The 25404-nt window shown below is 61.8% G+C and carries 30 protein-coding genes; 15 read left to right on the top strand and 15 right to left on the bottom strand.

Annotated elements, in window-relative coordinates; translation table 11 throughout:
- Positions 1–36: 36 nt before the first annotated feature.
- Positions 37–1263 carry a cell division protein FtsZ gene (gene ftsZ, locus GJ699_RS16620; RefSeq protein WP_154378203.1) on the top strand — a complete coding sequence of 409 codons (1227 nt, stop codon included), beginning with the start codon at positions 37–39 and terminating at the stop codon, positions 1261–1263.
- Between the two features lie 79 nt (positions 1264–1342).
- Positions 1343–1846, top strand: a complete 504-nt coding sequence (locus tag GJ699_RS16615) for a peroxiredoxin (RefSeq protein ID WP_154378201.1) — start codon at positions 1343–1345, stop codon at positions 1844–1846.
- Between the two features lie 365 nt (positions 1847–2211).
- Here the strand turns inward: GJ699_RS16615 and GJ699_RS34610 are convergent, their stop codons facing one another.
- Entirely contained in the window at positions 2212–2451 is a 240-nt protein-coding gene (locus GJ699_RS34610; protein WP_229262130.1) for a hypothetical protein, read from the bottom strand.
- 189 nt (positions 2452–2640) lie between these two features.
- Between GJ699_RS34610 and GJ699_RS16605 the strand changes: the two genes are divergently transcribed.
- The gene (locus GJ699_RS16605) at positions 2641–3036 is read left to right on the top strand and encodes a hypothetical protein (RefSeq protein ID WP_154378199.1); all 396 of its coding nucleotides are present in this window, start codon (positions 2641–2643) and stop codon (positions 3034–3036) included.
- A 48-nt stretch (positions 3037–3084) separates the two neighbouring features.
- Here GJ699_RS16605 and GJ699_RS16600 read toward each other — a convergent pair whose 3' ends face one another.
- Together GJ699_RS16600 and GJ699_RS16595 are read right to left on the bottom strand one after the other, a co-directional pair.
- Entirely contained in the window at positions 3085–3582 is a 498-nt protein-coding gene (locus GJ699_RS16600) for a DUF2244 domain-containing protein (protein WP_154378197.1), read from the bottom strand.
- Between the two features lie 70 nt (positions 3583–3652).
- The gene (locus GJ699_RS16595) at positions 3653–4414 is read right to left on the bottom strand and encodes a class I SAM-dependent methyltransferase (protein ID WP_154378195.1); all 762 of its coding nucleotides are present in this window, start codon (positions 4412–4414) and stop codon (positions 3653–3655) included.
- A 93-nt stretch (positions 4415–4507) separates the two neighbouring features.
- Here GJ699_RS16595 and GJ699_RS16590 point away from each other — a divergent pair, with 93 nt between their 5' ends.
- Entirely contained in the window at positions 4508–5284 is a 777-nt protein-coding gene (locus GJ699_RS16590; RefSeq protein ID WP_154378193.1) for a helix-turn-helix transcriptional regulator, read from the top strand.
- On the opposite strand, the gene GJ699_RS34185 is transcribed toward GJ699_RS16590, so the two are convergent.
- Together GJ699_RS34185 and GJ699_RS16580 are read right to left on the bottom strand one after the other, a co-directional pair.
- Positions 5281–5496: a hypothetical protein gene (locus tag GJ699_RS34185; RefSeq protein ID WP_195763567.1), complete on the bottom strand. Its 216-nt coding sequence runs from the start codon at positions 5494–5496 to the stop codon at positions 5281–5283. The genes GJ699_RS16590 and GJ699_RS34185 overlap by 4 nt on opposite strands.
- Positions 5493–5747, bottom strand: a complete 255-nt coding sequence (locus tag GJ699_RS16580; protein ID WP_154378191.1) for an AbrB/MazE/SpoVT family DNA-binding domain-containing protein — start codon at positions 5745–5747, stop codon at positions 5493–5495. The genes GJ699_RS34185 and GJ699_RS16580 overlap by 4 nt, the downstream gene beginning before the upstream one ends.
- Before the next feature lie 128 nt (positions 5748–5875).
- Here GJ699_RS16580 and GJ699_RS16575 point away from each other — a divergent pair, with 128 nt between their 5' ends.
- From GJ699_RS16575 to GJ699_RS16565, 3 genes are all read left to right on the top strand, one after another.
- Positions 5876–6433: a TetR/AcrR family transcriptional regulator gene (locus tag GJ699_RS16575; RefSeq protein WP_371867577.1), complete on the top strand. Its 558-nt coding sequence runs from the start codon at positions 5876–5878 to the stop codon at positions 6431–6433.
- Entirely contained in the window at positions 6430–7401 is a 972-nt protein-coding gene (locus GJ699_RS16570) for an NAD-dependent epimerase/dehydratase family protein (protein ID WP_154378187.1), read from the top strand. The genes GJ699_RS16575 and GJ699_RS16570 overlap by 4 nt, the downstream gene beginning before the upstream one ends.
- A 154-nt stretch (positions 7402–7555) precedes the next feature.
- The gene (locus GJ699_RS16565) at positions 7556–8398 is read left to right on the top strand and encodes a DMT family transporter (RefSeq protein ID WP_154378185.1); all 843 of its coding nucleotides are present in this window, start codon (positions 7556–7558) and stop codon (positions 8396–8398) included.
- A gap of 3 nt (positions 8399–8401) precedes the next feature.
- Here GJ699_RS16565 and GJ699_RS16560 read toward each other — a convergent pair whose 3' ends face one another.
- Together GJ699_RS16560 and GJ699_RS16555 are read right to left on the bottom strand one after the other, a co-directional pair.
- Entirely contained in the window at positions 8402–8827 is a 426-nt protein-coding gene (locus tag GJ699_RS16560; protein ID WP_154378183.1) for a PIN domain-containing protein, read from the bottom strand.
- Complete coding sequence (locus GJ699_RS16555; RefSeq protein ID WP_154378181.1) at positions 8818–9102, bottom strand: hypothetical protein; 285 nt, start codon at positions 9100–9102, stop codon at positions 8818–8820. Before GJ699_RS16555 ends, GJ699_RS16560 begins: the two co-directional genes overlap by 10 nt.
- Before the next feature lie 131 nt (positions 9103–9233).
- Here GJ699_RS16555 and lpxC point away from each other — a divergent pair, with 131 nt between their 5' ends.
- Positions 9234–10169 carry a UDP-3-O-acyl-N-acetylglucosamine deacetylase gene (gene lpxC, locus GJ699_RS16550; protein ID WP_154378178.1) on the top strand — a complete coding sequence of 312 codons (936 nt, stop codon included), beginning with the start codon at positions 9234–9236 and terminating at the stop codon, positions 10167–10169.
- 13 nt (positions 10170–10182) lie between these two features.
- Here the strand turns inward: lpxC and GJ699_RS16545 are convergent, their stop codons facing one another.
- A complete protein-coding gene (locus tag GJ699_RS16545; RefSeq protein ID WP_229262129.1) occupies positions 10183–10671 on the bottom strand; it encodes a DciA family protein in 489 nt (162 codons plus the stop codon).
- Positions 10672–10883: 212 nt separating this feature from the next.
- On the opposite strand from GJ699_RS16545, the gene secA reads away from it, so the two are divergent.
- From secA to GJ699_RS16530, 3 genes are all read left to right on the top strand, one after another.
- Entirely contained in the window at positions 10884–13667 is a 2784-nt protein-coding gene (gene secA / locus GJ699_RS16540; protein WP_154378174.1) for a preprotein translocase subunit SecA, read from the top strand.
- Positions 13668–13923: 256 nt separating this feature from the next.
- Positions 13924–14673, top strand: a complete 750-nt coding sequence (locus GJ699_RS16535; RefSeq protein WP_195763566.1) for a PEPxxWA-CTERM sorting domain-containing protein — start codon at positions 13924–13926, stop codon at positions 14671–14673.
- On the top strand, positions 14661–15404 hold the full coding sequence (locus tag GJ699_RS16530) for a sterol desaturase family protein (RefSeq protein WP_154378170.1): 744 nt from the start codon (positions 14661–14663) through the stop codon (positions 15402–15404). Before GJ699_RS16535 ends, GJ699_RS16530 begins: the two co-directional genes overlap by 13 nt.
- An 8-nt stretch (positions 15405–15412) precedes the next feature.
- On the opposite strand, the gene GJ699_RS16525 is transcribed toward GJ699_RS16530, so the two are convergent.
- From GJ699_RS16525 to GJ699_RS16515, 3 genes are all read right to left on the bottom strand, one after another.
- Entirely contained in the window at positions 15413–17395 is a 1983-nt protein-coding gene (locus GJ699_RS16525; RefSeq protein WP_154378168.1) for a sensor histidine kinase, read from the bottom strand.
- Between the two features lie 81 nt (positions 17396–17476).
- The gene (locus tag GJ699_RS16520) at positions 17477–17872 is read right to left on the bottom strand and encodes a type 2 periplasmic-binding domain-containing protein (protein ID WP_371867576.1); all 396 of its coding nucleotides are present in this window, start codon (positions 17870–17872) and stop codon (positions 17477–17479) included.
- Between the two features lie 28 nt (positions 17873–17900).
- Positions 17901–19127, bottom strand: a complete 1227-nt coding sequence (locus GJ699_RS16515) for a porin (protein WP_154378163.1) — start codon at positions 19125–19127, stop codon at positions 17901–17903.
- 322 nt (positions 19128–19449) lie between these two features.
- Here GJ699_RS16515 and argJ point away from each other — a divergent pair, with 322 nt between their 5' ends.
- Genes argJ through GJ699_RS16500 form a run of 3 tightly spaced genes read left to right on the top strand, consistent with a single transcriptional unit; the run spans position 19450 to position 21951 of the window.
- Positions 19450–20688 carry a bifunctional glutamate N-acetyltransferase/amino-acid acetyltransferase ArgJ gene (gene argJ / locus GJ699_RS16510; protein WP_154378161.1) on the top strand — a complete coding sequence of 413 codons (1239 nt, stop codon included), beginning with the start codon at positions 19450–19452 and terminating at the stop codon, positions 20686–20688.
- A gap of 1 nt (position 20689) precedes the next feature.
- Positions 20690–21559, top strand: a complete 870-nt coding sequence (locus GJ699_RS16505; RefSeq protein WP_154378159.1) for an ATP-binding protein — start codon at positions 20690–20692, stop codon at positions 21557–21559.
- Positions 21556–21951 carry an NUDIX domain-containing protein gene (locus GJ699_RS16500; RefSeq protein ID WP_154378157.1) on the top strand — a complete coding sequence of 132 codons (396 nt, stop codon included), beginning with the start codon at positions 21556–21558 and terminating at the stop codon, positions 21949–21951. Before GJ699_RS16505 ends, GJ699_RS16500 begins: the two co-directional genes overlap by 4 nt.
- 3 nt (positions 21952–21954) lie before the next feature.
- Here the strand turns inward: GJ699_RS16500 and GJ699_RS16495 are convergent, their stop codons facing one another.
- The 4 genes from GJ699_RS16495 to GJ699_RS16480 form a co-directional block, all read right to left on the bottom strand.
- Positions 21955–22128, bottom strand: a complete 174-nt coding sequence (locus GJ699_RS16495; RefSeq protein ID WP_154378155.1) for a DNA gyrase inhibitor YacG — start codon at positions 22126–22128, stop codon at positions 21955–21957.
- Between the two features lie 8 nt (positions 22129–22136).
- Complete coding sequence (zapD, locus tag GJ699_RS16490; RefSeq protein ID WP_154378153.1) at positions 22137–22892, bottom strand: cell division protein ZapD; 756 nt, start codon at positions 22890–22892, stop codon at positions 22137–22139.
- Positions 22893–22960: 68 nt separating this feature from the next.
- Positions 22961–23599 (bottom strand): dephospho-CoA kinase, encoded by a 639-nt coding sequence (gene coaE / locus GJ699_RS16485; protein ID WP_154378151.1) that lies wholly within the window; start codon positions 23597–23599, stop codon positions 22961–22963.
- Positions 23599–24480: a prepilin peptidase gene (locus GJ699_RS16480; protein WP_154378150.1), complete on the bottom strand. Its 882-nt coding sequence runs from the start codon at positions 24478–24480 to the stop codon at positions 23599–23601. The genes coaE and GJ699_RS16480 overlap by 1 nt, the downstream gene beginning before the upstream one ends.
- 194 nt (positions 24481–24674) lie before the next feature.
- On the opposite strand from GJ699_RS16480, the gene GJ699_RS16475 reads away from it, so the two are divergent.
- Complete coding sequence (locus tag GJ699_RS16475; protein WP_154378148.1) at positions 24675–25403, top strand: sensor histidine kinase; 729 nt, start codon at positions 24675–24677, stop codon at positions 25401–25403.
- Position 25404: the final 1 nt, after the last annotated feature.

Raw genomic sequence — 25404 nt, 5'->3', positions numbered from 1 at the left:
GCGCTTGGAAACCGCATACTGATAGGGAGTCACATCATGGAGTTCGATATGGTCGATAACGCAGCTTTGGGTACCGTCATCAAGGTCGTCGGGGTCGGCGGTGCGGGTGGCAATGCGGTGCAACACATGATCAACAAAGGCATGTCCGGCGTGGAGTTCATCGCCGCGAATACCGACGCGCAAGCGCTGGCGACTTCCAAGGCCGACAACATCATCCAGATCGGCGACACCGGCCTGGGCGCAGGCATGAAGCCGGACGTCGGCCGCAAGCTGGCGGAAGAATCGCGTTCGCGCATTGAAGACTCGCTGCGCGGCGCGCACATGGTGTTCATCGCCGCCGGCATGGGCGGCGGCACCGGCACCGGCGCCGCTCCTATCGTGGCCGAAGTGGCCAAGTCGCTGGGCGCGCTGACCGTGGCGGTGGTTTCCAAACCGTTCTCGCACGAAGGCCAGAAGTGCATGGACATCGCCGACGAAGGTCTGGAACAGCTGTCGGCCAACGTTGACTCGCTGATCGTGATCCTGAACGAGAAGCTGGAAGAAATCTACGAAGACGAATCGCTGATCGAATGGCTGCAGCACGCCGACGACGTGCTGAATAACGCCGTTGCCGGTATCGCCGAGATCATCAACGTGCCGGGCCACATCAACGTCGACTTCAACGACGTCAAGACCATCATGGGCGAGCAGGGCAAGGCGATGATGGGTACCGCCACCGCCGCCGGTGTTGATCGCGCGCGCATCGCCGCTGAACAAGCGGTGGCGTCGCCGCTGCTGGATGGCGTCGACCTGTCGGGCGCGCGCGGTGTGCTGGTCAATGTGACCGCATCGCGTGGCCTGAAAGGTAAAGAGATCAAGGAAGTCATGGCCGCAGTGCGCGCGTTCGCGGCACCGGATGCATCGATCGCACAAGGTATCGCCTACGACGACGCCATGGGCGACAGCATCCGCGTCACCGTGGTGGCGACCGGTCTGGGCAAGGCCAAGAAGCATGTGCAACTGGTACCGCAGCAGATGCTGCGCACCGGTACCCACAACAGCCCGATGATGCCATCGGCTGCGATGGGTGGCGCGGCGGCGGCACAAGGCCTGTCGATGGGCGCGGCCGGCGGCATGGGCGGCGGCGCGTCGCCAGCCTTCGACGGCATGAAGGCGCCAGCGGTATGGCGTCGCGAGTCGGCTTCGGAGCAGGTGCGCGCGATGGAGAAGAACGGCATGGAAACCTACGACATTCCAGCCTTCCTGCGCAAACAAGCCGATTAAGGCATACTTCGGGTTCTATCCGAGGGAAGAGCCGCACCTCTGGTGCGGCTTTTTTACATTTTAAAAAAAGGAGTTACCCATGACCATCAAGATTGGCGACAAACTGCCGGAAGGCAGCCTGGCCGAATTCATCGAAACCGAAACCGAAGGCTGCTCGCTGGGCCCGAACACCTTCAACGTGCAAGATCTGGTCAAGGGCAAGAAGATCGCCATCTTCGGCCTGCCAGGCGCTTACACCCCAACCTGCTCGGCACAGCACGTGCCTGGCTACGTCAAACTGGCCGACGAACTGAAAGCCAAGGGCGTGGATGAGATCTGGTGCATCTCGGTCAACGACGCCTTCGTGATGGGCGCGTGGGGCCGCGATCAGAAAGCCACCGGCATCGTGCGCTTCATGGCCGACGGTAACGCCGCGTACTCGAAAGCGCTGGGCCTGGACGCCGACTTCAGCAAATTCGGCATGGGCACCCGTTCGCAGCGCTACTCGCTGCTGGCGGTGGACGGCGTGGTCACCCAGCTCAACATCGAGCAGGGCGGCAAGTTTGAAGTATCGAACGCTGAAACCCTGCTGGGTCAACTGTAATAACGAAGACGGCGCCTTAGGCGCCGTTTTACTTTTAGCCGTATTTTGCAATGAGCACTAAGCTTGCAACGCATCCATCACCGCAAGCCCGAGTTGTCTTGTGTTTAAAGTGTTACCACTTCCATTGATAAGTTGAATCTGCAGTTTGGTTGCGAGTTCGCGCAACACAGGCATGACAGGATTGATTGGTACTCCATCTCTCTGAACTTAAATTCTCCGATCGTAAGGTCATAGCGAGTCATGTCTTTGTCTTGCTTGCGTGCCGCGCCTTGTTCAATAGACTTCTCGCGAACTGCCACGTGATATTGCTCCACTTGCGGCAGCGGAATTACCTGTTGAATATCAAGTAAGACACGATCACCAATTTAATGTGGTCGCATTTGGACGCAGCGCAGGTCCAGCCCCTGCTTGTTGAGCCACAGTACTGCCTGATCAAAGCGCATAGTTGAGACCATCGCAGCGTAGCGTAACGCCTGCAGTTCCATATGAGCGCTGTTATCGCGTTTTAGCTCGACAATAACAAGGTTGGCTTGATCATCCAAGCAGAGAAGATCTATGCGTCGATTTGCGCCTACCCAGTCGCCGAACTCTTCGGCCAATACCATAGTCTTAACGTTGGGTGTAATGGCTCGGATATGGGTACGGATAGCCCTTTGGATATTCCCTCTACCTGGTTAGTATGTAGAATACTTAATTGATTATGCCATGTGATCTACCAGCGGGTGCACAGCATTTTGATACCGGGCAATAGCCCACTTGAGCGAGCCGGTTAGTCTGTGACAAAGGGGATTGCGATGAAATTTCTGACTGTGCAGGATTTAAAAAAGGCGCATGCCGCTGGCCAAGTGATGTCTGTGAGCTTGGTGGCGGATGTTGAGGCATTTGAAGTGAGAGTTGTCATGGCCTCTGGTTCTGCGGGGGTAACTCAGGACGATGGCCAGTCGCACATGCGCTTTGCCGATCCAGCAGAAGCCTTGCTGATGTTGAACGAACTGGACATCGTAGCGGTCCATGTCCATACCGACGGATGGGTACCTAGTCCAGGCTCGCAGAACTATATGGCTTGGCTGACCGCAAAGGTCCAAAGCTCGGCTGCCGGCATCAATGACGGCAGCAATAAGGTGTTTTCTGCGGATGAGTGGGCGTCGATACGCAGAGGCGCGGACGCGTCCCTGGGACGTTCGAGTTAGTCGTTCATAAGCACTATGTCGTTATATTTCTTGAGACGACTACTACAGTTACGGTGCTGAACGTGATCCATACAAGTCGCCGGTATCCTTGAATTGTTGGACGTGATGGACGAGGTCCAGTGCCAGTTGGCGGCGTTGGGCGGCGGGGAGGAATTCGGCCAGGGTGATGCGGGTTTCGAGGTCGGACAGGACAAGCGGATCGCGCTCGCGGGCAGGCGCTTGCAGGCGAGTGGTGCAGGGATTCAGTAGTACCCGGCGCCTGTTGCGTGCCCGGCGCTGTTTGATGATGATGACGGCCGGTGAGATGTCGATGCGGTCGTAGTCGCCGCTGTGGCGGGCGTGATGGCGCAGGCATAAGGCGATCACGCTCAGTTCCAGTACCGAGTAGGCCAGTATGTACCAGTAGCCCCACCACAAAAATGAGGCGGCGATCAGCAGCGATGGCACGCACAGCGCCGCGAACAGCAGCTTGAGCTGACGACGGCTCATCACGCTGCGCCGCCGCAGCAGCCAGCTGCGGCGTTCGGATGGGACATCGCGTGGCATGGCGGACACTCCAATCAGATGGGCGGCATGATCGCCAGTATAGCTGCATCGGCCGATGCGGTGCGCGGGCCTATGCTTTGCGGGCCTGGAACATGGTCGAGTCGATGCTGAAGGAGTCGTCGGCCTGCATGGCGAAATACTGCCGGGTTTCTTCCGGTGCATTGCGCAACAGGCTGCGGATTGCGGTCACCCGTTCGGCCGGGGTGCGCATGCGCTCGGTCCACTCGTCGAATTTCATCTCCAGTTTCCAGTCGTTGAGGCGCTCGCTGTGGAAGCCGGCCTCGTTCAGCATGCGCGTCCATTCGGACGGGCGGTAGTCGCGCACGTGCGAGCCATCGCGCAGCAGTTCGACCGCCTGCAAGGTGGTGTCGTGCAGCGGCGTTTCGGGCGCGGTGATGTCGATGATGACGACGATACCTTTCGGCTTCAGCACGCGCCGGATTTCGCGCAACGCCGCCGGTACATCCTGCCAGTGGTGCGCCGAAAAACGCGTGATGACCATGCAGAAGATGCCGTCCGGGTAGGGCAGGCTGGTGACATTGCCCTGCTGGGTACCGAGGTTGGCGTGGCCGCGTGCCAGCGCGGCGTCGGCCACCACCTCCAGCATTTGCGGCGACAGGTCGTAGGCGGTGACCGATTCCGCCACCGGCGCCACGGCAAAGCTGGCGTGGCCGGCGCCGCAGCCCAGGTCCAGCACCACCGGCCGCTTGGGCAGCGCGGCTGCGATCTCGCGCAGCGCGACCAGATCGGCGCCTTGCGCATGGACGGTGCTGGTCAGGTAGGCGCTGGCGGTATTGCCGAACTGCTGGGCGACGACGGCTGGCTGTTGCATGATCTTTTCTCCAAAAAGTGAGTTGGTCAGGGCAGAATAGAGGACGTTTTATCCTGTAACAAGACAAGGATTTATCCTGGTATAAGGACTACCATGCAGACCACCCTCGGAGAATTTATCCGCGCTCATCGCGAGCGCACCACGCCCGCCAGCGTCGGCCTGTCGGGCGGCGGACGGCGCCGCACGCCGGGCTTGCGGCGCGAGGAACTGGCGCAACTGTGCGAAGTCAGCCCGACCTGGCTGACGTGGCTGGAGCAGGGCAGGGAGGTGGCGGCGTCCGGCAAGCTGCTGGCGCGCATGGCCGATGTGCTGCAACTCAGCGCGGCCGAGCGCGGCTATCTGTTCCAACTGGCCGAGCGGCTGGATCCGCAACACGATGACGAGGATGGCGTCGGCGACGATGATGCGCTGGATACGATGGTGGCCGCGATCGACGCGCCGGCCTATGTGCTGGATCGGCAGTGGAACGCGGTGGCGTGGAACACGCACGCGGCGGCACTGTTCGGTGGCTGGCTGGATGTGGAGGCGACGGCAGCGCAGCGGCCCAATCTGCTGCGCTTCATGTTCCGCGCCGCCGCCGCGCGCGGCCTGATCGTCGACTGGGAAGATCGCGCGCACCGGCTGGTGGCCGAGTTCCGCGCCGACATCGGCAAGCACGCCGGCGATGCCGCGCTGGCCACCTTGATTGCCGATCTGGCGCGCGATAGCGCCGAATTCCAGGCGTTGTGGACCTCGCAGGAAGTGGTCGGCCGCGAGGGCGGACTGCGCCGCTTCCAGCATCCGCGCGCGGGCGAACTCAGCTTCAACCAAGTCACCCTCCACCTCGCCAAACGCCACGACCTCAAGTTGGTGATGTTGCTGCCCGCCTAGCAGAGCAAGACGATTTGGTTTAATGCATCGCAAGCTGAACGAAATGCGGTCACAGGGGCTTGTTTCATCGGGTGTGGTTTTGCGCCACGCTTGCGCCAATCGAAGGACTTAGGTTGCTGTGTATAGTCCTTCATTTCAAGACCGACGTGTGGATTGAAGTCGATCCAGATGATATCGCGCCGCCCTGGTGACCAGAGCTTGGTGTGTTTCATCTGATAACCTCTTTGCCCGCCGGGATGTCAGCCATGACTTCCCCACCCATTTTTTCGGCGTCGTACAGCGCGAGTTTTTGCTCTAACGTTAAAGCGTCATTTTGAGCGTTATGGATATCATCGGCGGTGGACGGAATGATGACCTTAATTGGCTGCCCCGCAGATAGATGCAGTTTGGTGGCAATATCGGCAGGGATTACAACAATAAATTGCGCGTCCACCTGCTGCACTTTGAGTGTGAGTGTTTTCATCGCGTGGCCTCCTTTCCTCGCATGCTACGCCGATTTTTGAGCGTGGTTTTGATACGAGCCACTACTTGACAGTCTGCTTGTATAAAATTAATATCCATCCGGTCGGAAATAAATTATCGGAGGTGGTTGTGGGGCGTAAGCGGGTAATCGATCAGGAACAAATCCTGGATGCGGCGGAGCAGGTGGTGGCGCGCGATGGCGCGGCGCGCTTGACGCTGGAGGCGGTGGCCGAGCAGGCTGGCATCAGCAAGGCCAGCGTGCTGTATGACTACAAGTCCAAGCAGGCGCTGATCGCCGCCGTGGTGCAGCGCGCGGTGCGCAACGATAACGCGCACAACGACGCCGTTATCGCCAGCCTGGGCGAAGTGTCCAGCGTGGCCATCCGTGGCCGCATCGCGGCCGCCGCGCAACCCTTGCCGGAAGAATTCCGCGCCGTCGCGCTCAATCTGTGCGCCGCCCTGACGCAGGACCGCGAGCTGCGCGCCCATGTGCAAAACAACCAGGCCGCCGTGATCGACAAGGTGACGGCGACCGCCGCCCAGCCGCGCGGCGCACTGCTGGCGTATCTGGCGCTGGAAGGCTTGAAGCTGCTGGAATCGCTGGATTTCCATCGCTGGCCGCAGGAGCAGCGCAGCGCCATTCTGGCCGATATCGCCTGGCTGGCCGAGCAGAAGGTGGACGCATGAGCCGCCTCTTCATCACCGGCGGCAGCGGCTATGTCGGCCGCAACCTGATCCGCCATTTCGTCGCGCGCGGCGATACCGTCATCGCATTGGCGCGCAGCGAACAGGCCGCCGCCACGGTGGCGCAACTGGGCGCGGTGCCGTATCACGGCGATTTGCTGGATGCCGGCCTCAGTACCGCCATGCAAGGCTGCGACATGCTGATCCACGCCGCCGCCGACACCAATCACGGCTGGGGCAGCGAGGCGCAGCGCCTCAGCAATCTCGATGGCACGCGCCATGTGTTCGCGTCCGCGCGCCATGCCGGCATTGCTCAGGCAGTCCACATCAGTACCGAGTCGGTGCTGCTGGATGGCCAGCCGCTGGTCAACGCCACCGAAGAACATCCGTTCCCGGCGCGGCCGGCCGGCGCTTACTCGCGCACCAAGGGCGAGGCTGAGCGCATTGCCTTGTCGTTCGCCACGGCGGCGATGCGGGTGATGGCGCTGCGGCCGCGCTTCGTCTGGGGCCGCGACGACAGCACCGCGCTGCCGCAGCTGCTGGCCGCCGCCCGCGCCGGCAAACTGGCCTGGATCGATGGCGGCGGCTATCGCACCTCGACCACGCATATCGCCAATCTGTGCGCCGGCGTTGAGCTGGCGCTGCAGCGCGGCCGCAGCGGCGAGGTGTATTTCATTACCGATGATCAGCCGCAGCTGTTCCGCGAGTTCATCACGCAATTGCTGGCCACGCAGGGCGTGGTGGCGCCGGACAAGAGCGTGCCGCGCGCGCTGCTGCGCAAGATCGCCGCCGTGGGCGACCTGCTCGCCAATCTCAGCCAGGGCCGCATCAAGCCGCCGATTTCGCGCCAGGAGTTTGCCACCATGGCGGTTGAAGTTACGCTGGACATCGGCAAGGCGCGCCGCGAGCTGGGCTATGAGCCGGTGATGAGCACGGAGGCCGGACTGGCGGAATTGCGCGCCGCCGCCTGATGGCTTGCTGGCCTGACGGCTAGAACGGCTTGTTATAATGCCAGCGATGGCGCGCTCGCGCCGTCCTGGCTCACAACGTCGCCATGATGACGTTCTCCCGTTCCAGGAGCTTCCCCTGTCCAGCCGTCAAGAAAATCTGCGCGCGATCTATGCGATGCTGATCGCCGTTGCCATGTTCTCCTTCATGGATACCACCATGAAGCTGTTGTCCGCACATTATCCCGCCACCCAGGTGACCGCGCTGCGCGCACTCAGTTCGCTGCCGCTGCTGTGCGGCTACATCCTGTATCGCGGCGCCTTCAAGGGCATCTGGCGCGTGCGCTGGTCGATGCACGTGCTGCGCGCCGTGCTCGGCACCGGCATGCTGACAATGTTCGCTTACGGCCTCAGCATGCTGTCGCTGGCCGAGGCGTATTCGCTGTTCTTCATCGCGCCGGCGCTGATTACCGCGCTGTCGGTGTTCATCCTGAAAGAGCATGTCAGCCGCGGCCAGTGGGTGGCGATCGGGGTCGGGTTGCTGGGCGTGGTGGTGGTGCTGCGGCCCGAGGGTACCGGCTTCCTGTCGCTGGGCGGACTGGCGGTGCTGGGCGCGGCGGCTTGCTACGCGGCCAGCGCCATCAACAGCCGCGTGCTGGCGCGCACCGACAGCAATGAGTCGATGATGTTCTGGTATCTGATCATGATGGCCGGCGCTGGCCTGGCGCTGTCGTATCCGCACTGGGTGCCGGTGCGCGCCGACGATGGCTGGGTGCTGCTGGCGCTGGCGCTGAGCGGCTTTTTCGGCCAACTGGCGATCACCCGCGCCTTCAGCATGGGCAAGGCGTCAGTGGTGGCGCCGTTCGAGTACACGGCGCTGGCCTGGGGCGTGGCGATCGACTGGGCCTTGTGGCAGACCTTGCCGGACGGTTACACGCTGCTGGGAGCCGGTATCATTATCGCCAGCGGCATCTATCTGGTGCGGCGGGAAGCCGTTCACGCCGAGGCTGAGCATCCATGACGCTCAGGGAGGTGGCGGTTGAATATTGATCGCCGCTCCACCTACGATAGTATAAGGCACACGTATGGAAGCGCTGATGCCGCCAAAGTCTTTGGGATTGCGCGTGATGAGTAACCTACCATCAATTTCTGCGGTGGCGCGTATGATGGCGTCTGGCAGCGCGATTTTAGGGTGTATGACGAGACTCTTACCGCGGATGGCGGCAGCGGCATGCATGATCGCCTCATTGGTCTGGACAACACGTATTCCCATACGATCGAGCACGTATTGGAACTGTGCCAATTCCTCCTCGTCCATTTTGCATGCTACTTCCATCCAGGTGATGACGCTAATGATTGCGTCTTCGTAGCGAGCCAGCTCCAGAGTGGCGGCACCGTAGCCGGCAAAGGAATCGATGAGGATGTTCGTGTCGAATAGGACTATTGCCATTCAGCCCGGATCTCCTGCTGATAGTTGGCGACGTCCTTGATGATGTCCGGTTTATGCCGCCAGATTCCATGCATGCTCATGGCGGTAAGGAGTCGCATGGCATGTGCCTCGATGGCGGCATTTTCGGTAGCCGTGCGTGGCTTTGCCAGCTCAGGAATAAGCATTTTTAAGAGCTCAGCACCGGACTTGCCGCCTGAATCGGCGATTACGGCGCGCGCCATTTTAGCCAGCGCCTGCATTGTTATGTCATCGAGCTCCGCAATAGGTTCTTGCATGACACACCTCATTCGGGATTTGGTGAAAGTCAGTGTATAGCAATTGAGGAAGTGGGTGTTTGCCTTATCCGTTAAATGATTTCAGAACTTGTCCAACAGCATAGCGATGGCAAGTTCGTTATAATCGTCGGATGTTAAAACAACGCACTATCAAAGAACTGGTCCGCACCACGGGTGTCGGCCTGCATTCCGGCACCAAGGTCGAGCTGACCCTGCGGCCGGCCGCGCCGGATACCGGCATTGTGTTCCGCCGCGTCGACTTGCAGCCGATGGTGGAGTTTCCCTCCAGCGCGATGGCGGTGGGCGATACCCGCATGGCGTCGGTGCTGGTGAAGGATGGCGCCCGCGTCTCCACGGTCGAGCACCTGATGTCGGCCTGCGCCGGCCTCGGTATTGACAATCTGTACATTGAAGTCAGCGCTGAAGAAATCCCGATCATGGACGGTTCGGCTTCGTCGTTCGTGTTCCTGTTGCAGCAGGCGGGCGTGCTGGAGCAGCCGGCCGCCAAGAAATTCATCCGCGTGCTGAAGCCGGTCGAAATCCGCGAGGGCAGCGGCGACAAGGAAAAGTGGGCGCGCCTGCTGCCGCACGACGGCTTCAAGCTGGACTTCTTCATCGAATTCAACCATCCGGCGGTGGATGGCACGCAGCAGCGCGCCACCGTCGACTTTGGCGACGTCTCCTATGTGCACGACGTGGCGCGCGCCCGCACCTTCGGTTTCATGCAAGACGTGGAAATGTTGCGCGGCATCGGCCTGGCGCGCGGCGGTTCGCTGGAAAACGCGATTGTGATGGATGAGTACCGCATCCTCAACTCGGACGGTCTGCGCTATGAAGACGAGTTCGTGCGCCACAAGATCCTGGACGCGATTGGCGACCTGTACCTGGTCGGCCATCCGCTGCTGGCCAGCTACGAGGCGCACAAATCCGGCCACGCGCTGAACAACCAGCTGCTGCTGGAACTGCTCAAGCATCCGGATGCGTATGAAATCGTCACTTTTGAAAGCCACGACGTGGCGCCGCAGTCCTATGTGCGCCAGATGGCGCGTGAGTGGGCGCTAACTTGAGCTGCTAACCGAGTTAGCCGCCACCGGCGCGGCGACGGGCCACCATGGCCTTCACCGCGTCGATCAGCGCCGTGTTCTGCGGCGAGGGCTCGAGCGTCGCGCTGAGCTGGTCGAAGGCCTCCACGGCGGCGCCTGGCAATTCCAGCGCCCGCATCTTTTCCTTGATCTGGGCCGGCTTGGTCATCTGCACCTTGAGCCGCACGTTGGCGACCTGCCAGCCGCGCCGCGCCAGGGTTTCTTGTAATTTCGGCAATTGCTGTTTGAGCTTGGCCGCCAGCGCGGTGGTCGGCAGCGACAGCGTCAGCTGGCCATCCTCGAACGCCAGGATTTCGCAGTACTTGAACATCGCCGGCAGGCATTCGGCGCAATCCTTCTGCAGCCGCGCCATGCGCTCGACGGCCGGCATCAGCGCGGCCATCTTGTCGTGGCGGCGCAGGAAGTCAGTGGCGCCGACCGCGGTGCGGCGCGCCAGCGCGATATTGTTGGAGGAGTTGAAACGCATGCGGCGAACCATATCACAGCGCCCCAAAATCGTCACCACCGGTTAAAATTGCTTGATTTTGTGACATTGTTCACCTTAGTGCTATTGTTATATAGGCTAATAACCCAATGTAGCTTCGGCCGCGTGATAAAATCACCGTCTTTTGCCATAGTCCAACTCCGTGCGTCAAGGCGCAGAGCTTTTTTTAACGGCGTTTTTTCAAGAATTCAAGCATGTCTTTTCTGACCAAGATTTTCGGCAGCCGCAACCAGCGCCTGCTCAAGCAATACCAAAAAACGGTACGCGAGATCAATGCGCTCGAACCGGCGATGGAAAAACTGTCGGACGCCGAGCTGCAAGCCAAGACGCCCGCCTTCAAGGAACGCATCGCCGCCGGCGAGACGCTGGACGCCATCCTGCCGGAAGCCTTTGCGGTATGCCGCGAAGCGTCCAAGCGCGTGATGAAGATGCGTCACTTCGACGTGCAAATGATCGGCGGCATGGTTCTGCACTACGGCAAAATCGCCGAAATGGGCACCGGTGAAGGTAAAACCCTGACCGCGACCCTGCCGGCTTATCTGAATGCGCTGTCGGGCAAGGGCGTGCACATCGTCACGGTCAATGATTACCTGGCGCAGCGCGATGCCGAGACCATGGCCAAGCTGTACAGCTGGCTGGGCCTGACTACCGGTATCAATCTGTCGCAGATGCCGCACGACCAGAAGCAATCGGCCTACGCCTCGGACATCACCTACGGCACCAACAACGAATTCGGCTTCGACTACCTGCGCGACAACATGGTGTTCGACGCCAAGGACCGCGTGCAGCGCGTGCTGAACTTCGGCATCGTCGATGAAGTTGACTCGATCCTGATCGACGAAGCACGGACCCCGCTGATCATCTCCGGCCAGGCCGAGAACCACACCGACCTGTACTACAAGATCAATGAACTGCCTAAGCTGCTGACCCTGCAGATTGGTGAGGAAACCCCGGACGGCAAGAACAATGTCGAAGTGCCGGGCGATTACACCAAGGATGAGAAATCGCATCAGGTGCTGCTGACCGAAGCCGGCCACGAAAAGGCCGAAGGCATCCTGACCCAGATGGGCCTGCTGCCGGAAGGCGCCTCGCTGTACGACTCGGCCAACATCACGCTGGTGCACCACCTGTACGCGGCGCTGCGCGCGCACGCGCTGTACTTCAAGGATCAGCACTACGTGGTGCAGAACAATGAAGTGGTGATCGTCGACGAATTCACCGGCCGTCTGATGACCGGCCGCCGTTGGTCCGACGGCCTGCACCAGGCGGTCGAGGCGAAAGAGGGCGTCAAGATTCAGAACGAGAACCAGACGCTGGCCTCGATCACCTTCCAGAACTACTTCCGCATGTATGCCAAGCTGTCCGGCATGACCGGTACCGCCGACACCGAAGCGTACGAATTCCAGGAAATCTACGGCCTGGAAACCGTGGTGATTCCACCTAACCGTCCGTCGGCCCGTAAAGACCGCCAGGACCAGGTGTACAAATCGGCGCAAGAAAAGTACAACGCCATGATGCTGGAAATCCGCGAATGCTACGATCGCGGCCAACCGGTGCTGGTGGGTACCACCTCGATTGAAAACTCCGAGCTGCTGTCGGGCATCCTGACCAAGGCCGGCCTGCCGCACAACGTGCTGAACGCGAAGCAGCACGCGCGCGAAGCGGAGATCATCGCCCAGGCGGGTTCGCCGAAAGCGATCACCATCGCCACCAACATGGCCGGTCGCGGTACCGACATCGTGTTGGGCGGTAACGTTGAAAAGCAAATTCAGTTCATCGAAGCCAATCCGGACCTGAGCGACGCCGACAAGGCGGCGCAAGCGCAGAAGCTGCGCGACGGCTGGCAGGCGCTGCACGAGCAAGTGGTGGCCGCTGGCGGACTGCACATCGTCGGCACCGAGCGGCACGAATCGCGCCGGGTCGACAACCAGCTGCGCGGTCGCGCGGCGCGTCAGGGTGACCCTGGCATGTCGCGCTTCTTCCTGTCGCTGGACGACCCGTTGCTGCGCATCTTCGCCGGCGACCGCGTGCGCGCGGTGATGGACCGTCTGAAGATGCCGGAAGGCGAGCCAATCGAAGCGGGCATTGTTTCGCGCTCGATCGAATCGGCGCAGCGCAAGGTTGAGGCGCGCAACTTCGACATCCGTAAGCAGCTGCTGGAATACGACGACGTCGCCAACGACCAGCGTAAAGTGATCTACACCCAGCGTAACGAATTGCTGGAAGCGGCCGATATTTCGGAACTGATCGCCTCGCTGCGCCACGGCGCGTTCACCGACCTGGTGCGTGAATACGTGCCGGCGGAATCGGTCGAAGAGCAGTGGAACCTGAAAGGTCTGGAAGCGGCGCTGGCCGCCGAGTGGCAGCTGGACGTGCCGCTGAGCGCCATGGTCGAGAAAGAGCCTAACCTGATCGACGACGAAATCGTTGAACGCGTGCTGGCGGCGGCCGATGCGCTGTACCAGTCGAAGGTGGACATCGTCGGCAAGGAATCGTTCGGCGGCTTCGAGCGCAACGTCATGCTGCAGTCGGTTGACTCGCACTGGCGCGAGCACCTGGCGGCGCTGGACCACCTGCGTCAGGGTATCCACCTGCGCGGCTATGCGCAGAAGAATCCGAAGCAGGAATACAAGCGCGAAGCGTTCGAACTGTTCGGCCAGATGCTGGACATGATCAAGAATGAAGTCGTCAAGCTGATCATGACCGTGCGCATCCAGTCGCGCGAAGAGATCGACGCAGCGGAAGCCGCGATGCAGCAATCGCACGTGGAAAACGTCAGCTACCAGCACGCCGATTTCAACCCGAACGCCGCGCCGGAAGACCTGCTGGCGCCGCCGCAATTCACCGGCCTGCCGCCGGAGCTGGCCAACCTGAGCGGCGAGCAGCTGATGGAACTGGGCCTGAAAGTCGGCCGCAACGATCCATGCCCATGCGGCAGCGGCAAGAAATACAAAGCCTGCCACGGCAAGCTGGCCTGATCGGCTGTAGCCCATGATAAAACCCCGTAGCGCGGATGGCGTTACGGGGTTTTTTTATGCGTCGCTGTGAAAGTGAGAATTGGTGATTTTTTACGCAAGCTCTGCTAGAATATCTCTAGTGCAATGACTTTGGATGACTCCAAGTCCCGAATCCTACCGCCCGGTTCGACAGAGAAGTGCCTCTTCGAATCCCATCTCGGCCCAGAAAAACGCCGATAGCTTGTATTCCTATCGACCTTTTTTGGAGCTTTGCGTTATGCGCATTCAAACTATTCTGTTGTCCCTGTTCGCCGTTGCCACGCTGAGCGGCGGTGTGGCCCACGCCTCGACCAACCTGGTCACCAACGGCAATTTCGAACAAACCACCAACGGCACCAACAAACAGCTGTCGGGCGCCGACACCAGCGACAGCAACCGCACCACGATAACCGGCTGGAGCAGCAGCTACAACAGCAATATCAACGATGGCGGCTACAACTTCGTGCTGAACAGCGCGATTGCCGGCACCTGGGATTCCGCCATTTGGCTGAAAAGCCCGTACACCGCCTCGGCCAATGGCGGCAACATCTTCGCTTCCGACGCGCTGTACTATCCGGGCGCGCTGTCGCAGAGCATCAGCGGCCTGACCGTGGGCGGCACCTACACGCTGACGTTTGACTACGCGCTGGCGCAGCAGGTCGGTTTTGACGGCGACAACAGCAACAACTACTGGGCCGTGACGCTGGGCAGCAGCACGCAGAATTCGAGCGCGTTGAGCATCGCCAGTGGCGGCTTCAGCGGCTGGAAAACCGCCTCCATGACTTTTACCGCCACCAGCGCCAGCGAATTGCTGTCGTTCCTGGCGCAAGGCTCGACGCCGGGCGCGCCGCCGTTCCTGCTGCTGGACAGCGTATCGCTGATCTCGGCCGTGCCTGAGCCGTCGACCTGGGGCATGCTGCTTGGCGGCATGGGCCTGCTGGGCTTTATGGCGCGTCGTCGCCGCGTCGCAGCCGCATGCCGTCGCTGAACGAGTTCCTTGCCGCGGTCGTACGGCTCAGCCTGTGGCTGGTGCTGTTGACCGCGTTGTTCGTGCCGCTGGAGCGCTGGTTTGGCGCCGCCCAGCCGGCGCGCTCATGGCGTCAGCGCCTGCAGGATCTGGGCTTCTACGTGATGAGCAGCCTGGTGCCGATCGTCCTGCTGAGCGCGCCGACGGCGTTGCTGGCGGTGACAGCCCAGCACATCGTGCCGCAAGCGCTGAGTTCAGCACTACAAAGCCTGCCGCTCGGCGTCCGGCTGCTGCTGGCGTTTGTGGTCGGCGAAATCGGCTTCTACTGGGGACACCGGCTGAGCCACGAACTGCCGTGGCTGTGGCGCTTTCACGCGGTCCACCACAGTACCGAGCACATGCATTTCCTCGCCAACACCCGCACCCATCCGGTGGACATGGTGGTGACACGGTTATTCGGCCTGGTGCCGCTATACCTGTTGGGACTGGCCGGCCCCAGCCTGGCCGGCAGCGGCGCGCCGGCGCTGCTGCTGTTGCTGGGCACCTTATGGGGCTTTTTCATTCACGCCAACCTGCGCTGGCGGCTGGGACCGTTGGAATGGCTGATCGCAACCCCAGCGTTCCACCACTGGCACCATAGCCGGCGCGACCACATCAACCGCAACTACGCCTCCACACTGCCGGTGCTGGACCGCGTCTTCGGCACCCACTACCTGCCGCGCCACTGGCCCACCACCTACGGCATCGACTAACTCCGGGGTTATTTTTGGGGCGCGACGCGGGGGAAGGTCATGCGGATGGTGGTGCCGGCGCCGGGCGCGCTGTCGATGACGATGCGCCCGCCCAGCACGCCGGTGACGATGTTGTAGACGATGTTCATGCCCAGCCCGGTCCCGCCCTGGCCCATCTTGGTGGTGAAGAAGGGATCGAATACGCGGCGTTGCACTTCTTCGGTCATGCCGCAGCCGTCGTCGCTGAATTGCAGGTCGATCATGCCGTCCGCGGTTTCTTCGGCGCGGACGGTGATTTCGCCGCGCTGGCGCTTTTCAAACGCGTGGGTCAGGGCGTTGTTGATGAGGTTGTTAAGGATCTGGTATACGCCACCCGGATACGAGTCCAGCACCAGCCCCGCCGGGATCTGCAACACCACTTCGCACGGCACCCGCCGCAGTCGTGGCATGTAGGTGGCGATGGTGTCTTGCACCGCCGCCAGCAAATCAAAGCCGCGCCGCTGGTCGTTGGTCTGGTCGACCGCGATCTGTTTGAACGAGGAGATCAGTTCGGCCGCCTTGTGCAGCGAGCCGGTGATCAGTTCGCTGGCCATGCGCACTTCGTCCAGGTGGGCGCTCAGCTCGGAGCGCCGCAGCGCGCCGGCGGCGACGTGGCGTTCGAATTCCTGCACCCGGTCGCGCAGCGCGGTGGAGGCCAGCAGGCTGTTGCCGATCGGGGTGTTGAGCTCGTGCGCGATGCCAGCCACCAGCGAGCCCAGCGACGCCATTTTTTCCGACGCCAGCAGTTCGTCCTGGGTATGACGCAGCGTGTCGAGCGCGGTGCTGAGGTCGGTGTTGGCGCGCTCCAGCGCGGCCGAGCGTTCGCGCACCCGGCTTTCCAGCGAGTAGTTCAGGTCTTTCAGTTCGCGCTTGGCGTTCAGTTCTTCGGTCAGGTCCAGCAGCGCCCAGATGATGGCGCCGTTGCCGTCCAGCGTCAGCGACGACGACCAGATGGCGACGCTGCCCACGCTGCCGTCCGGCAGCAGCACGCCGGCGATGGCGCCATGCACGGCGCCATCGTCGCGGTACATGCGCCAGATCCGTTCGCGCTCCAGACTGCTGGCCCAGAACGGCACTTCGTCGCTGCGCTTGCCGATCAGGCTGGTAGCGCTCTTGCCGAAGGTGTGCACCAGCGCGCGGTTGGCGGCCACGATGCGGCCGTCGCGGTCGGACACGCTCAGTGGCAGCGGCGCCATTTCAAACAGGGTCTTGAAGCGCGCCTCGGATTCGGACAGCCGCTGCTGCGACTGCTCCAGCTGGCCGATCCGTTCGCGCAGCGCCGCGCTCATGGTGTTGAGGGTGCGCGTGAAGATGGCGATTTCATCTTCGCCCTGCACCGGCAGCGCGCGACTGTAATCGCCCAGCGCCAGTTGCTGCGCTTCGCCGGTCAGCGCCTGTAGGCGGCGGCCGATGCCGTGGGTGAACACGTAAAACATCAGCACCCCCAGCGCAAAGCCGAACAGCGCGATGCCGACGCTTTGCATCAGCACTTCGTCGCGCGCGCGTTGCAGGTCTTTGGTGGTGAGGCCGAAGTTGATGCTGCCGATGCGGTTGTTGGCCAGCAGCAGCGGCGAGCGCGCGTGCAGCGTGGCTGCGCTGAGCAGCGTGCGCACGCCCTTGAAGCTGGTGCCGCCGCCTTCGCGCAGCAGCGTCGGCAACGGCGTATCGCGGCGGCCGACCGCGATGATCGGCTGCTCGTGTTCGTCGAGGATGGTCAGGTAGCGCAGGAAGCTGTCGTCGGGATCGGACAGCATTTCGCCCAGATAGCTGTTGAGCTCGGGCAGACGGCCGCTGAGGGCATAGGGACTGAGGGACAGGTTGAGGGTGACGGCGTATTCCTGCGCCACCCGTTCGGCATTGGTGTTGACGGCGTGGTTCATCAGCCGCAGGCCGTTCCAGATCAGTAGGCCAACCACTAGCGCCTGCACCACGGCGCTGAGCATTAAAAATTTCGCGCGTAGCGACAGGCTCAAATCGTTCACTCCTTGTTGGGCGATGCCAGGAGCGTACGCGCCTGCCGCAGTGGTGATGCGGCAGGCCGGTGGCAGCCTGGGTTAAGGCAGTGTCAGGATCACTTTGACGCTATCGTCAACTGCCGATTTATCAATATACCCGATTGCTTTCGGATCGGCAGCAACTGCTTTCTTGACCTCGGCGCTGTTTGGATATTCCTTCGGCGGCGTGGCTTTACCGGTGAACACCAGCTTGGACCACAGCGCCTTGACCTGGGCCGCGTCCTTGTCCGCCACCTTGTGGTAGAACTCGTTGCGGATGGCCGAGCCGTCAGCCTGGTCGACTGGCGTGAACAGGTTGGATTTGCCGAGGAAGAATTGCGACGCCTGTTCCGAGAACATGCGCGTGGCCGGATTCTGCTTGCTGACGATGACGACGATTTCCGCCGAGGCTGGCAGCGCTGCCGCCGCCAGCACGGTCAGCAGGAGCGCACTCATAATTTTTTTCATTGTTATAGTCTCCCGATCAGAATACGAAGTCCAGGCCGGCCGCGACCACGGTCACGTCCTTGCTGTAGCCGGCGGTCGGCACGTTAATCAGTAGGCCCGATTTGGCTTGCGGCTTGACGCGGTCAACCTGTACTTTCAGTGCCAGCGATTTGGCGAAGTCCCAACGCACGCCGATGATGTCGGAGCTCTGTTCGGACGAGGCCAGCAGGCTGGTGACGACGCTGTTCAGCGCCGGAATGCGCGCCAGCGCGGCTGGTGGGGTGACCGAGCTGCCGGCGCCCTTGGCCGAAGCATGCGCGTAGTACGGCAGTACTTTGCCGATGCGGTAGCCGACCATGGTGTACCAGGAGTTGGTGTCCGGCAGATAGACCGGTTCCTTGGCGCGGCGCTGAGCGTACTCGGCCTGGCCTACGATGTTGTTCCAGTCCAGGGTGCCGCCGACCGAGGTGAAGGCGATCTTCTTGCCGGAGGTGAAGGTGAGGTCCGATGCCAGCTGGCTCAGGCCCACGCTGTTCAGGGTGGTGGTCAGGCTGTTGATCGGCTGCAGGTCGTTGATGTGCATGTCGGCGCGGGCGTGGGCGAAGCGCAGCAGCACCGGGCCGTATTCGCCGCTCAGGCTGATACCGGCGGCTGGCGCGCGGTAGGTCGCGGTCGAGCCGGTACCCGAGGACACAAACAGCTTGCCGCGGCTGACGCCGGCAAACGCCTGGGCGGTGAAGTTCAGATCGCCAAAGGCGTGCTGATAGTTGATGTCGGCGCCGTCCGAGTTTTCAATCGGGTTCTGGCTGTACATCTCGATCGGCGGACGCATCATGGTGTTGGCGTAGCCAACGTTCTGGTAGTCCGAGATCAGGAAGGTTGGCACCACCACGCGGCCGACGCGCACCGACACTTCATCGTTGATGCGGGCTTTGAGGAAGGCCCAGGTCAGGTCGGTGGTGAAGTTCGGCTGGGTGGCTTTGCGGGTCAAAACCTGCGCGGTGCCGGACAGCCAGTCGTTGAATTTGTAGGTGGCTTGCAGGCCGAGGTTGGTGTCGAGGCCGATGCGGGCGCTGTCGCCGGTGCCGTCAGCCTGGTTGTAACGGGCGAATTTCGCCTCGTCGGTATTGCTTTTGGCCACGCCCAGCGTGCCGAAACCACTGATGCTCAGATTGCCGTCATCCATGGCGCCAGCGCGGGCCGGCAGGGCGGCGGCGGCAGCGAGGGCGGCAGATACTGCAGCTACTAACAGTTGCTTTTTCATGAGTTCAATCCTAGGGGTTGTTGTTGGTGTGACGGTTGTGCCGTCTTGTGTCTCTGATAATGCGGGGATGGGGCATTCGTTGACACCTTAGACTAATTTCCCCAGAGCATGAAATGAAAAATGCATTTCCGAACGAACGTACTAAATTTTTGTGGTTTTTGTGCAAAAACCTGTGTAAAAACAGGGGGTTGTACGATATCTTTATAGTGATTTTTAAACAAATTTGATGTTCTGTTATGGCCTCTTTCCGCGCGGTTCCGCGCATGCGGCGGCGCAGGCATTACAATAGCGGCTCCCTCTTTTCACCCACGAGATCACGAATATGGCCGTCAATTCCCCCCTGCCCATTGCCTCCGAACTGAAGCCGGTTGCCGGCATTGAAATCGGCTTTGCCGAAGCCGGCATCAAGAAGCCGAATCGCAAGGATGTGCTGGTGATGAAACTGGCGCCGAGCGCCACCGTGGCCGGCGTGTTCACGCTGAACCGCTTCTGCGCGGCGCCGGTACAGATCGCCAAGGCGCATCTGGCGGCGGCCAAGGACAGCGGCAAGCCGATCGCCGCGTTGCTGGTCAACACCGGCAACGCCAACGCCGGCACCGGCGAGCTGGGCCTGTCGCTGGCCAATGAGACCTGCGCCGCGCTGGCGGCGCAGCTGGGCGTGGACGCGGCGCAGATCCTGCCGTTCTCGACCGGCGTGATTCTGGAGCCGCTGCCGGCCGCCAAGGTGATCGCTGGTCTGCCGCAGGCGGTGGCCGGTCTGAAGGCCGACAACTGGTATAACGCTGCCGAAGCCATCATGACCACCGACACCCAGCCGAAAGCCGGCTCGCGCACCGTCACCATCGGCGGCCACAGCGTGACCATGACCGGTATCTCCAAGGGCGCCGGCATGATCAAGCCGAATATGGCGACCATGCTGGGCTATCTGGCGCTGGACGCCAAGGTGGCGCAGCCGGTGCTGGACCAACTGGTCAAACACGCCGCCAATCATTCGTTCAACTGCATCACCATCGATGGCGATACTTCGACCAACGATTCCTTCATGCTGATCGCCACCGGCGCCGGCGCGCTGGAAATCACCTCGGTGGAGCAGCCGGAATACGCGCAACTGCGCGACGCGGTGACCGAGCTGTCGCTGTTCCTGGCCCAGGCCATCGTGCGTGACGGCGAGGGCGCGACCAAGTTCATGAGCATCGTTGTGGAAGAGGGCGCCAGCGTGGAAGAATGCCGCAAGATCGCTTACTCGATCGGCCATTCGCCGCTGGTGAAAACCGCCTTCTTCGCGTCCGATCCGAATCTGGGCCGCATCCTGGCCGCGATCGGTTACGCCGGTGTCGACGACCTGGACGTCAGCAAACTGAATCTGTATCTGGACGATGTGTGGGTGGCCAAGAACGGCGGCCGCAATCCGGACTACAAGGAAGAAGACGGCCAGCGCGTGATGCAGCAGGCTGAAATCACGGTACGCGTGAAGCTGGCGCGCGGTGCGGCATCGGCCACGGTGTACACCTGCGACCTGTCGCACGATTACGTGTCGATCAACGCTGACTACCGTTCTTAAGATGTCGGCCGCCCTCGAACAATTCCTCGTGCGCGCCGAGGCGCTGCTGGCGCGCGTGGAAGCCATCCTGCCGCCGGCAGCGCCGCAGACCGACTGGGCGCGCGGTTATGCCTACCGCTGGCGCCAGCGCGCCAATGGCCCGAGCTATTTGCAGGCGGTGGCGCATGTGTCCGACATCGCGCTGGATGACTTGCAGCATATCGGCCCGCAAAAGGAGCAGATCGAACAGAACACGCGTCAGTTTGTGTCCGGCAAGCCGGCCAACAACGTGCTGCTGACCGGCGCGCGGGGCACCGGCAAGTCGTCGCTGATCAAGGCTTGTCTGAACCAGTTCGCCAAGGATGGTTTGCGCCTGATCGAGGTGGACAAGGCCGATCTGGCCGAGTTGCCGGATATCGTCGATCTGGTGGCGGGACGTCCCGAGCGCTTCATCATCTTCTGCGATGACCTGTCGTTTGAAGAGGGCGAGAGTGGCTACAAGGCGTTGAAAGTGGCGCTGGATGGCAGCATCGCCGCGCAGTCGGACAATGTGCTGATTTACGCCACCTCGAACCGTCGCCACCTGCTGCCGGAGCGCATGTCCGACAATATGACGTACAAGCACGACGAGAACGGCGATCTGCATCCGGGCGAGACGGTGGAAGAGAAAATCTCGCTGTCGGAGCGCTTTGGCCTGTGGCTGACCTTCTATCCGTTCAAGCAGGATGATTATCTGACCATCGTCGGTCACTGGCTGTCGTCGCTCGGTTGCAGCGAGGCGCAGATCGAGGCGGCGCGTGGCGATGCCTTGCGCTGGGCCTTGCAGCGCGGTTCGCGTTCGGGCCGGGTGGCGTGGCAGTTCGCCAAGGATTACGCAGGGAAGCTGGCATGAGCAAACCTGTTGATGTCGCTGTCGGCGTGCTGATCAAGCCGAATGGCGACCTGCTGCTGGGCCAGCGTCCGGCTGGCAAGCCGTATGAAGGTTACTGGGAATTCCCGGGCGGGAAGGTCGATCCGGGCGAGACTATCCTGGAAGCTTTGAAGCGCGAGTTCGTGGAGGAGCTGGGGCTGCGCATTCACAGCGCCGAGGAGTGGTGTGGCGTTGAGTATGTGTATCCGCATGCGCATGTGCGGCTGCATTTCTTCATCAGCCGCGACTGGTCGGGGGAGCCGCAAAGCCTGGAAGGGCAGGCGTTCGCCTGGCAGGGGACGGTGGGTGTGGAGCCGCTGTTGCCAGCCACGATTCCATTGCTGGAGTGGCTGGAGCAGGTGCGTTACGGCTGACGATCACTCCTCGTCGTTAGGGTCTTTGGGCGGCGCGGCGGGGATGACGTATTTTTCCTCGGCCCAGGCGCCGAGGTCGATTTTTTTGCAGCGTTCCGAGCAGAACGGGCGGAATTTGTTTTCCGGCTTCCACTCCACTTTCGCGGAGCAAGTCGGGCATTCAACAACAGTAGCCATTTATTTCTTCAGAAGTTACAGAGCGTGAGCTCGAATGGTACATCATCTTCCAAAGGCTTGGGTTTCAGGTCGCCGCCTTGCGAGGTGAAGCGCACCCACAGCATGTACTTGTTGGCGGAGATTTCTGGAATCGCGCCCTGCGATTCATCCAGCGTCAGGCGCAGCATCTGGTACACCTTGCCCTGCAACATTTGCTGATAGCTGCCGGCGGTGGCGATCATCTTGACCGGGCCGCCGGAGTCGCGCAGCAGGCGCAATACCAAAGCCAGCGCGTCGAACAACGGCGCTAGCGGCGTGAACCAGGTGATGATGTCGTTGAAGCGCGCCTCGGCCGGCCGCTGCTGCCAGGCGTAGTAGGACGGCAGGTCGAATTCGCAGGCGCCGCCGGGGATGATGGTGCGGCCGCGGATGCTCATTAGCCATTCGTTGTCGCGCACGTTCTGGCCGGTCTTGCCCTGGGCCGCGACCAGCGCGCCGCTGACGCCGTCCACTTCGGCCAGGATGGCGTCCAGCATGTCCGGCGCGACGTTGGGATTCATGCGGTAGCTGAGCAGTGTCTGGCGCTGGCGTTCCAGCTCTTGCAGCAGGTCGGATTTCAGATCGGCGCGGCCGGCTACTTCCAGCATGTCGAAGATGGTGGCCAGCGCAACATGGTGCTGCATCGGATGTTCTTGATGCACAAAGAACTTGAATTTCTCGTACAAATCCTCCAGGCGCAGCAACGTGCGGATGCGCTCGTTGAAAGGATATTCGTAGACGATCAAAATAACATCCCTCTATAGATGGACCTGCAGCAAAGAATTCTCGTGATTTTGAAGCAAGCGAAGCAAAATTACAAACGTTGCGTAGGCATTATTGCTGTTCCGCGTGAAAATGCCAGATATAACTGATGCAAACGCTCGATTTGCGGTTCCAGTGCCTCCAATCCTGCATTATTGACAATGACATCATCCGCCGCCGCCAGCCGTTCGGCCCGGCTCACCTGGGCCGCCATGATGGCGCGCACCTGCGTTTCCGGCAGATTGTTACGCGCCATCACGCGCGCGATTTGCACTTGCTCCGGACAGTCTACCGCCAACAGGCGCGTGACCCGTGCACGCCACGTTCCCGATTCGATCAGCAGCGGCACCGCGTAGATCACATAGCTGCCGGTGGCGGCGGCGCCGGCGGCCAGCGCGGCGTCGCGGATGCGCGGATGCAGAATGGCTTCCAGCCGCGCCTTGGCGCCGGCGTCGCTGAACACCAGCGCGCGCATGCGGGCGCGGTCCATGGCGCCGCTGGCGTCGGCAAACTCGGCGCCGAATTCGGCGATGATGGCCGGCATGGCCGGGCCATTGGGCGCGGTCATGCTGTGGGCGATCAGGTCGGTGTCGACGATGCTGGCGCCGCGCGCGGCAAACATGTCCGCCACGGTGCTCTTGCCGCTGCCGATGCCGCCGGTCAGGCCGACCGAGAAAGGCAGCTGCGTCATCACGGATTCAGGAAGGGATACAGCACGCCGCTGATGGTTTGCAGCTGCTCGCGGTACAGGAAGCAGATCAGGCCGGCCGCCGCCAGATAAGGGCCGAACGGAATCTGCAGGTCGAAGCCACGGCGGTTAATAATCATCAGCACGATGCCGACCACGGCGCCCACCACGCTCGACATCAGGATAATGGCCGGCAGCATGGTCCAGCCCATCCACGCGCCCAGCGCGGCCAGCAGCATGAAGTCGCCATAACCCATGCCTTCGCGCTTGCGGGTCAGCTTGTACAGCCAATAGATCGACCACAGCACCAGATAGCCGGCGGCGGCGCCGATCACCGCGCTGTGCAGCGAGGTGTAGGTGCCGTTCAGGTTGACCAGCAGGCCGGCCCAGATCAGCGGATAGGTCAGGTCGTCCGGCAGCAATTGGGTATCGAAGTCGATGAAGGTCAGCGCGATCAGCATGTACAGCAGGAACAGCCCGGCCAGGCCGGCCCAGCCGCTGCCCAGCTGCCACACCACCAGTGCCGACAGGCCGGCGGTCAGCAGCTCCACCAGCGGATAGCGCGGCGAGATCGGCGCCTTGCAGTTGCTGCATTTGCCGCGCAGCGCGAGCCAGCTGATGACCGGGATGTTTTCCATCGCGGTGATCTGATGCTGGCAGTGCGGGCAGGCCGAGCGCGGCACCACCAGGTTGTAGCGGGTGGTGTGCACCGGCGGTTTGTCGGAGGCTTCGGCAAAGTCGTTGTCCCATTCGCGCTGCATCATGATCGGCAGCCGGTGGATGACCACGTTGAGGAAGCTGCCGAACAGCAGGCCGAACACGGCGGCGATGAGGCTGATGGCGAGGTCGCCGGCGGGGGCGAACAACAGGGTGGATTGCAGCATGGGCGTCAAAGTACGTTAATTGTCACGGGGCCATATTAAAGCATTACAACACGCTTGCGGACGGTTTTTCGGAATGCACTCTCTCGTCGGGGAGATTGGAAAAGCAGGCAAACGCTGGCAAGGTGTGATCTCTGTTTTTCCGCTCGGAGCATTCCTTGCCGTCACCATATCTTTTGCTGCCCGGGCTATTACTCATGGTCCTGGTGCTGGGCGCCGCATGGTTGCTCAGCTTACGCCGCACGCGTCGCGCCTACGAGGCACGGCTGCGTTTGCTGGCAGAGCGTGAGCGTGTGGCCACCAGCCTGCACGATACGCTACTGCAAAGCATGCAGGGCATGATACTGCGCTTTCAGAGCGTCAGCCACCGTTTGGCGGCCGACCATCCGGAGCGCGTCACGATTGAACACATCCTCGATCAGGCCGACGAGGTGCTGGCCGAGGGCCGCCATCAGATTCTGGCGCTGCGCATGCCGCTGGTGTATGGCGACAATCTGAGCCAGAGCCTGGCCGCGCTCGGGCAGGCGCTGCAGGACAGCTATGGCCGCGTGTTCCGGCTGCAGGTGCATGGTCGGCCGGTGCCGGTGCATGGCGATTGCAGCGAGGCGATTTACGCCATCATGCGCGAGCTGCTGCAGCACCTGTTCCAGCAGGCGCGGGATGGCGAAGTGGCGCTGGAGCTGGTGTACGGTTGCGCATTTCTGGAACTGCACGCGCGCGACAGTGGCGACGATGGCGCGCCGCCGCCGGCACTGGACCAGTTGCGCGCGCGCGCGGCGCGGCTGAGCGCGACCATCGATGTGATGAGCTTGCCGGGACTGGGCACCGAGGCCATCCTCAAGGTGCCCGGCGCGGTCTGCTACCAGACGCCGTATCCGCTGGACTGGCAGCACCGCTTTGCGGCGTGGCTGGGCTGCACCCACTAGG

It is taken from the genome of Duganella guangzhouensis, assembly GCF_009674535.1.
In the GTDB taxonomy this organism is placed as follows: domain Bacteria; phylum Pseudomonadota; class Gammaproteobacteria; order Burkholderiales; family Burkholderiaceae_D; genus Rugamonas; species Rugamonas guangzhouensis.
The sequence above is the reverse complement of the archived record's forward strand: the minus strand, read 5'-3'. Positions and strand labels throughout refer to the sequence as shown.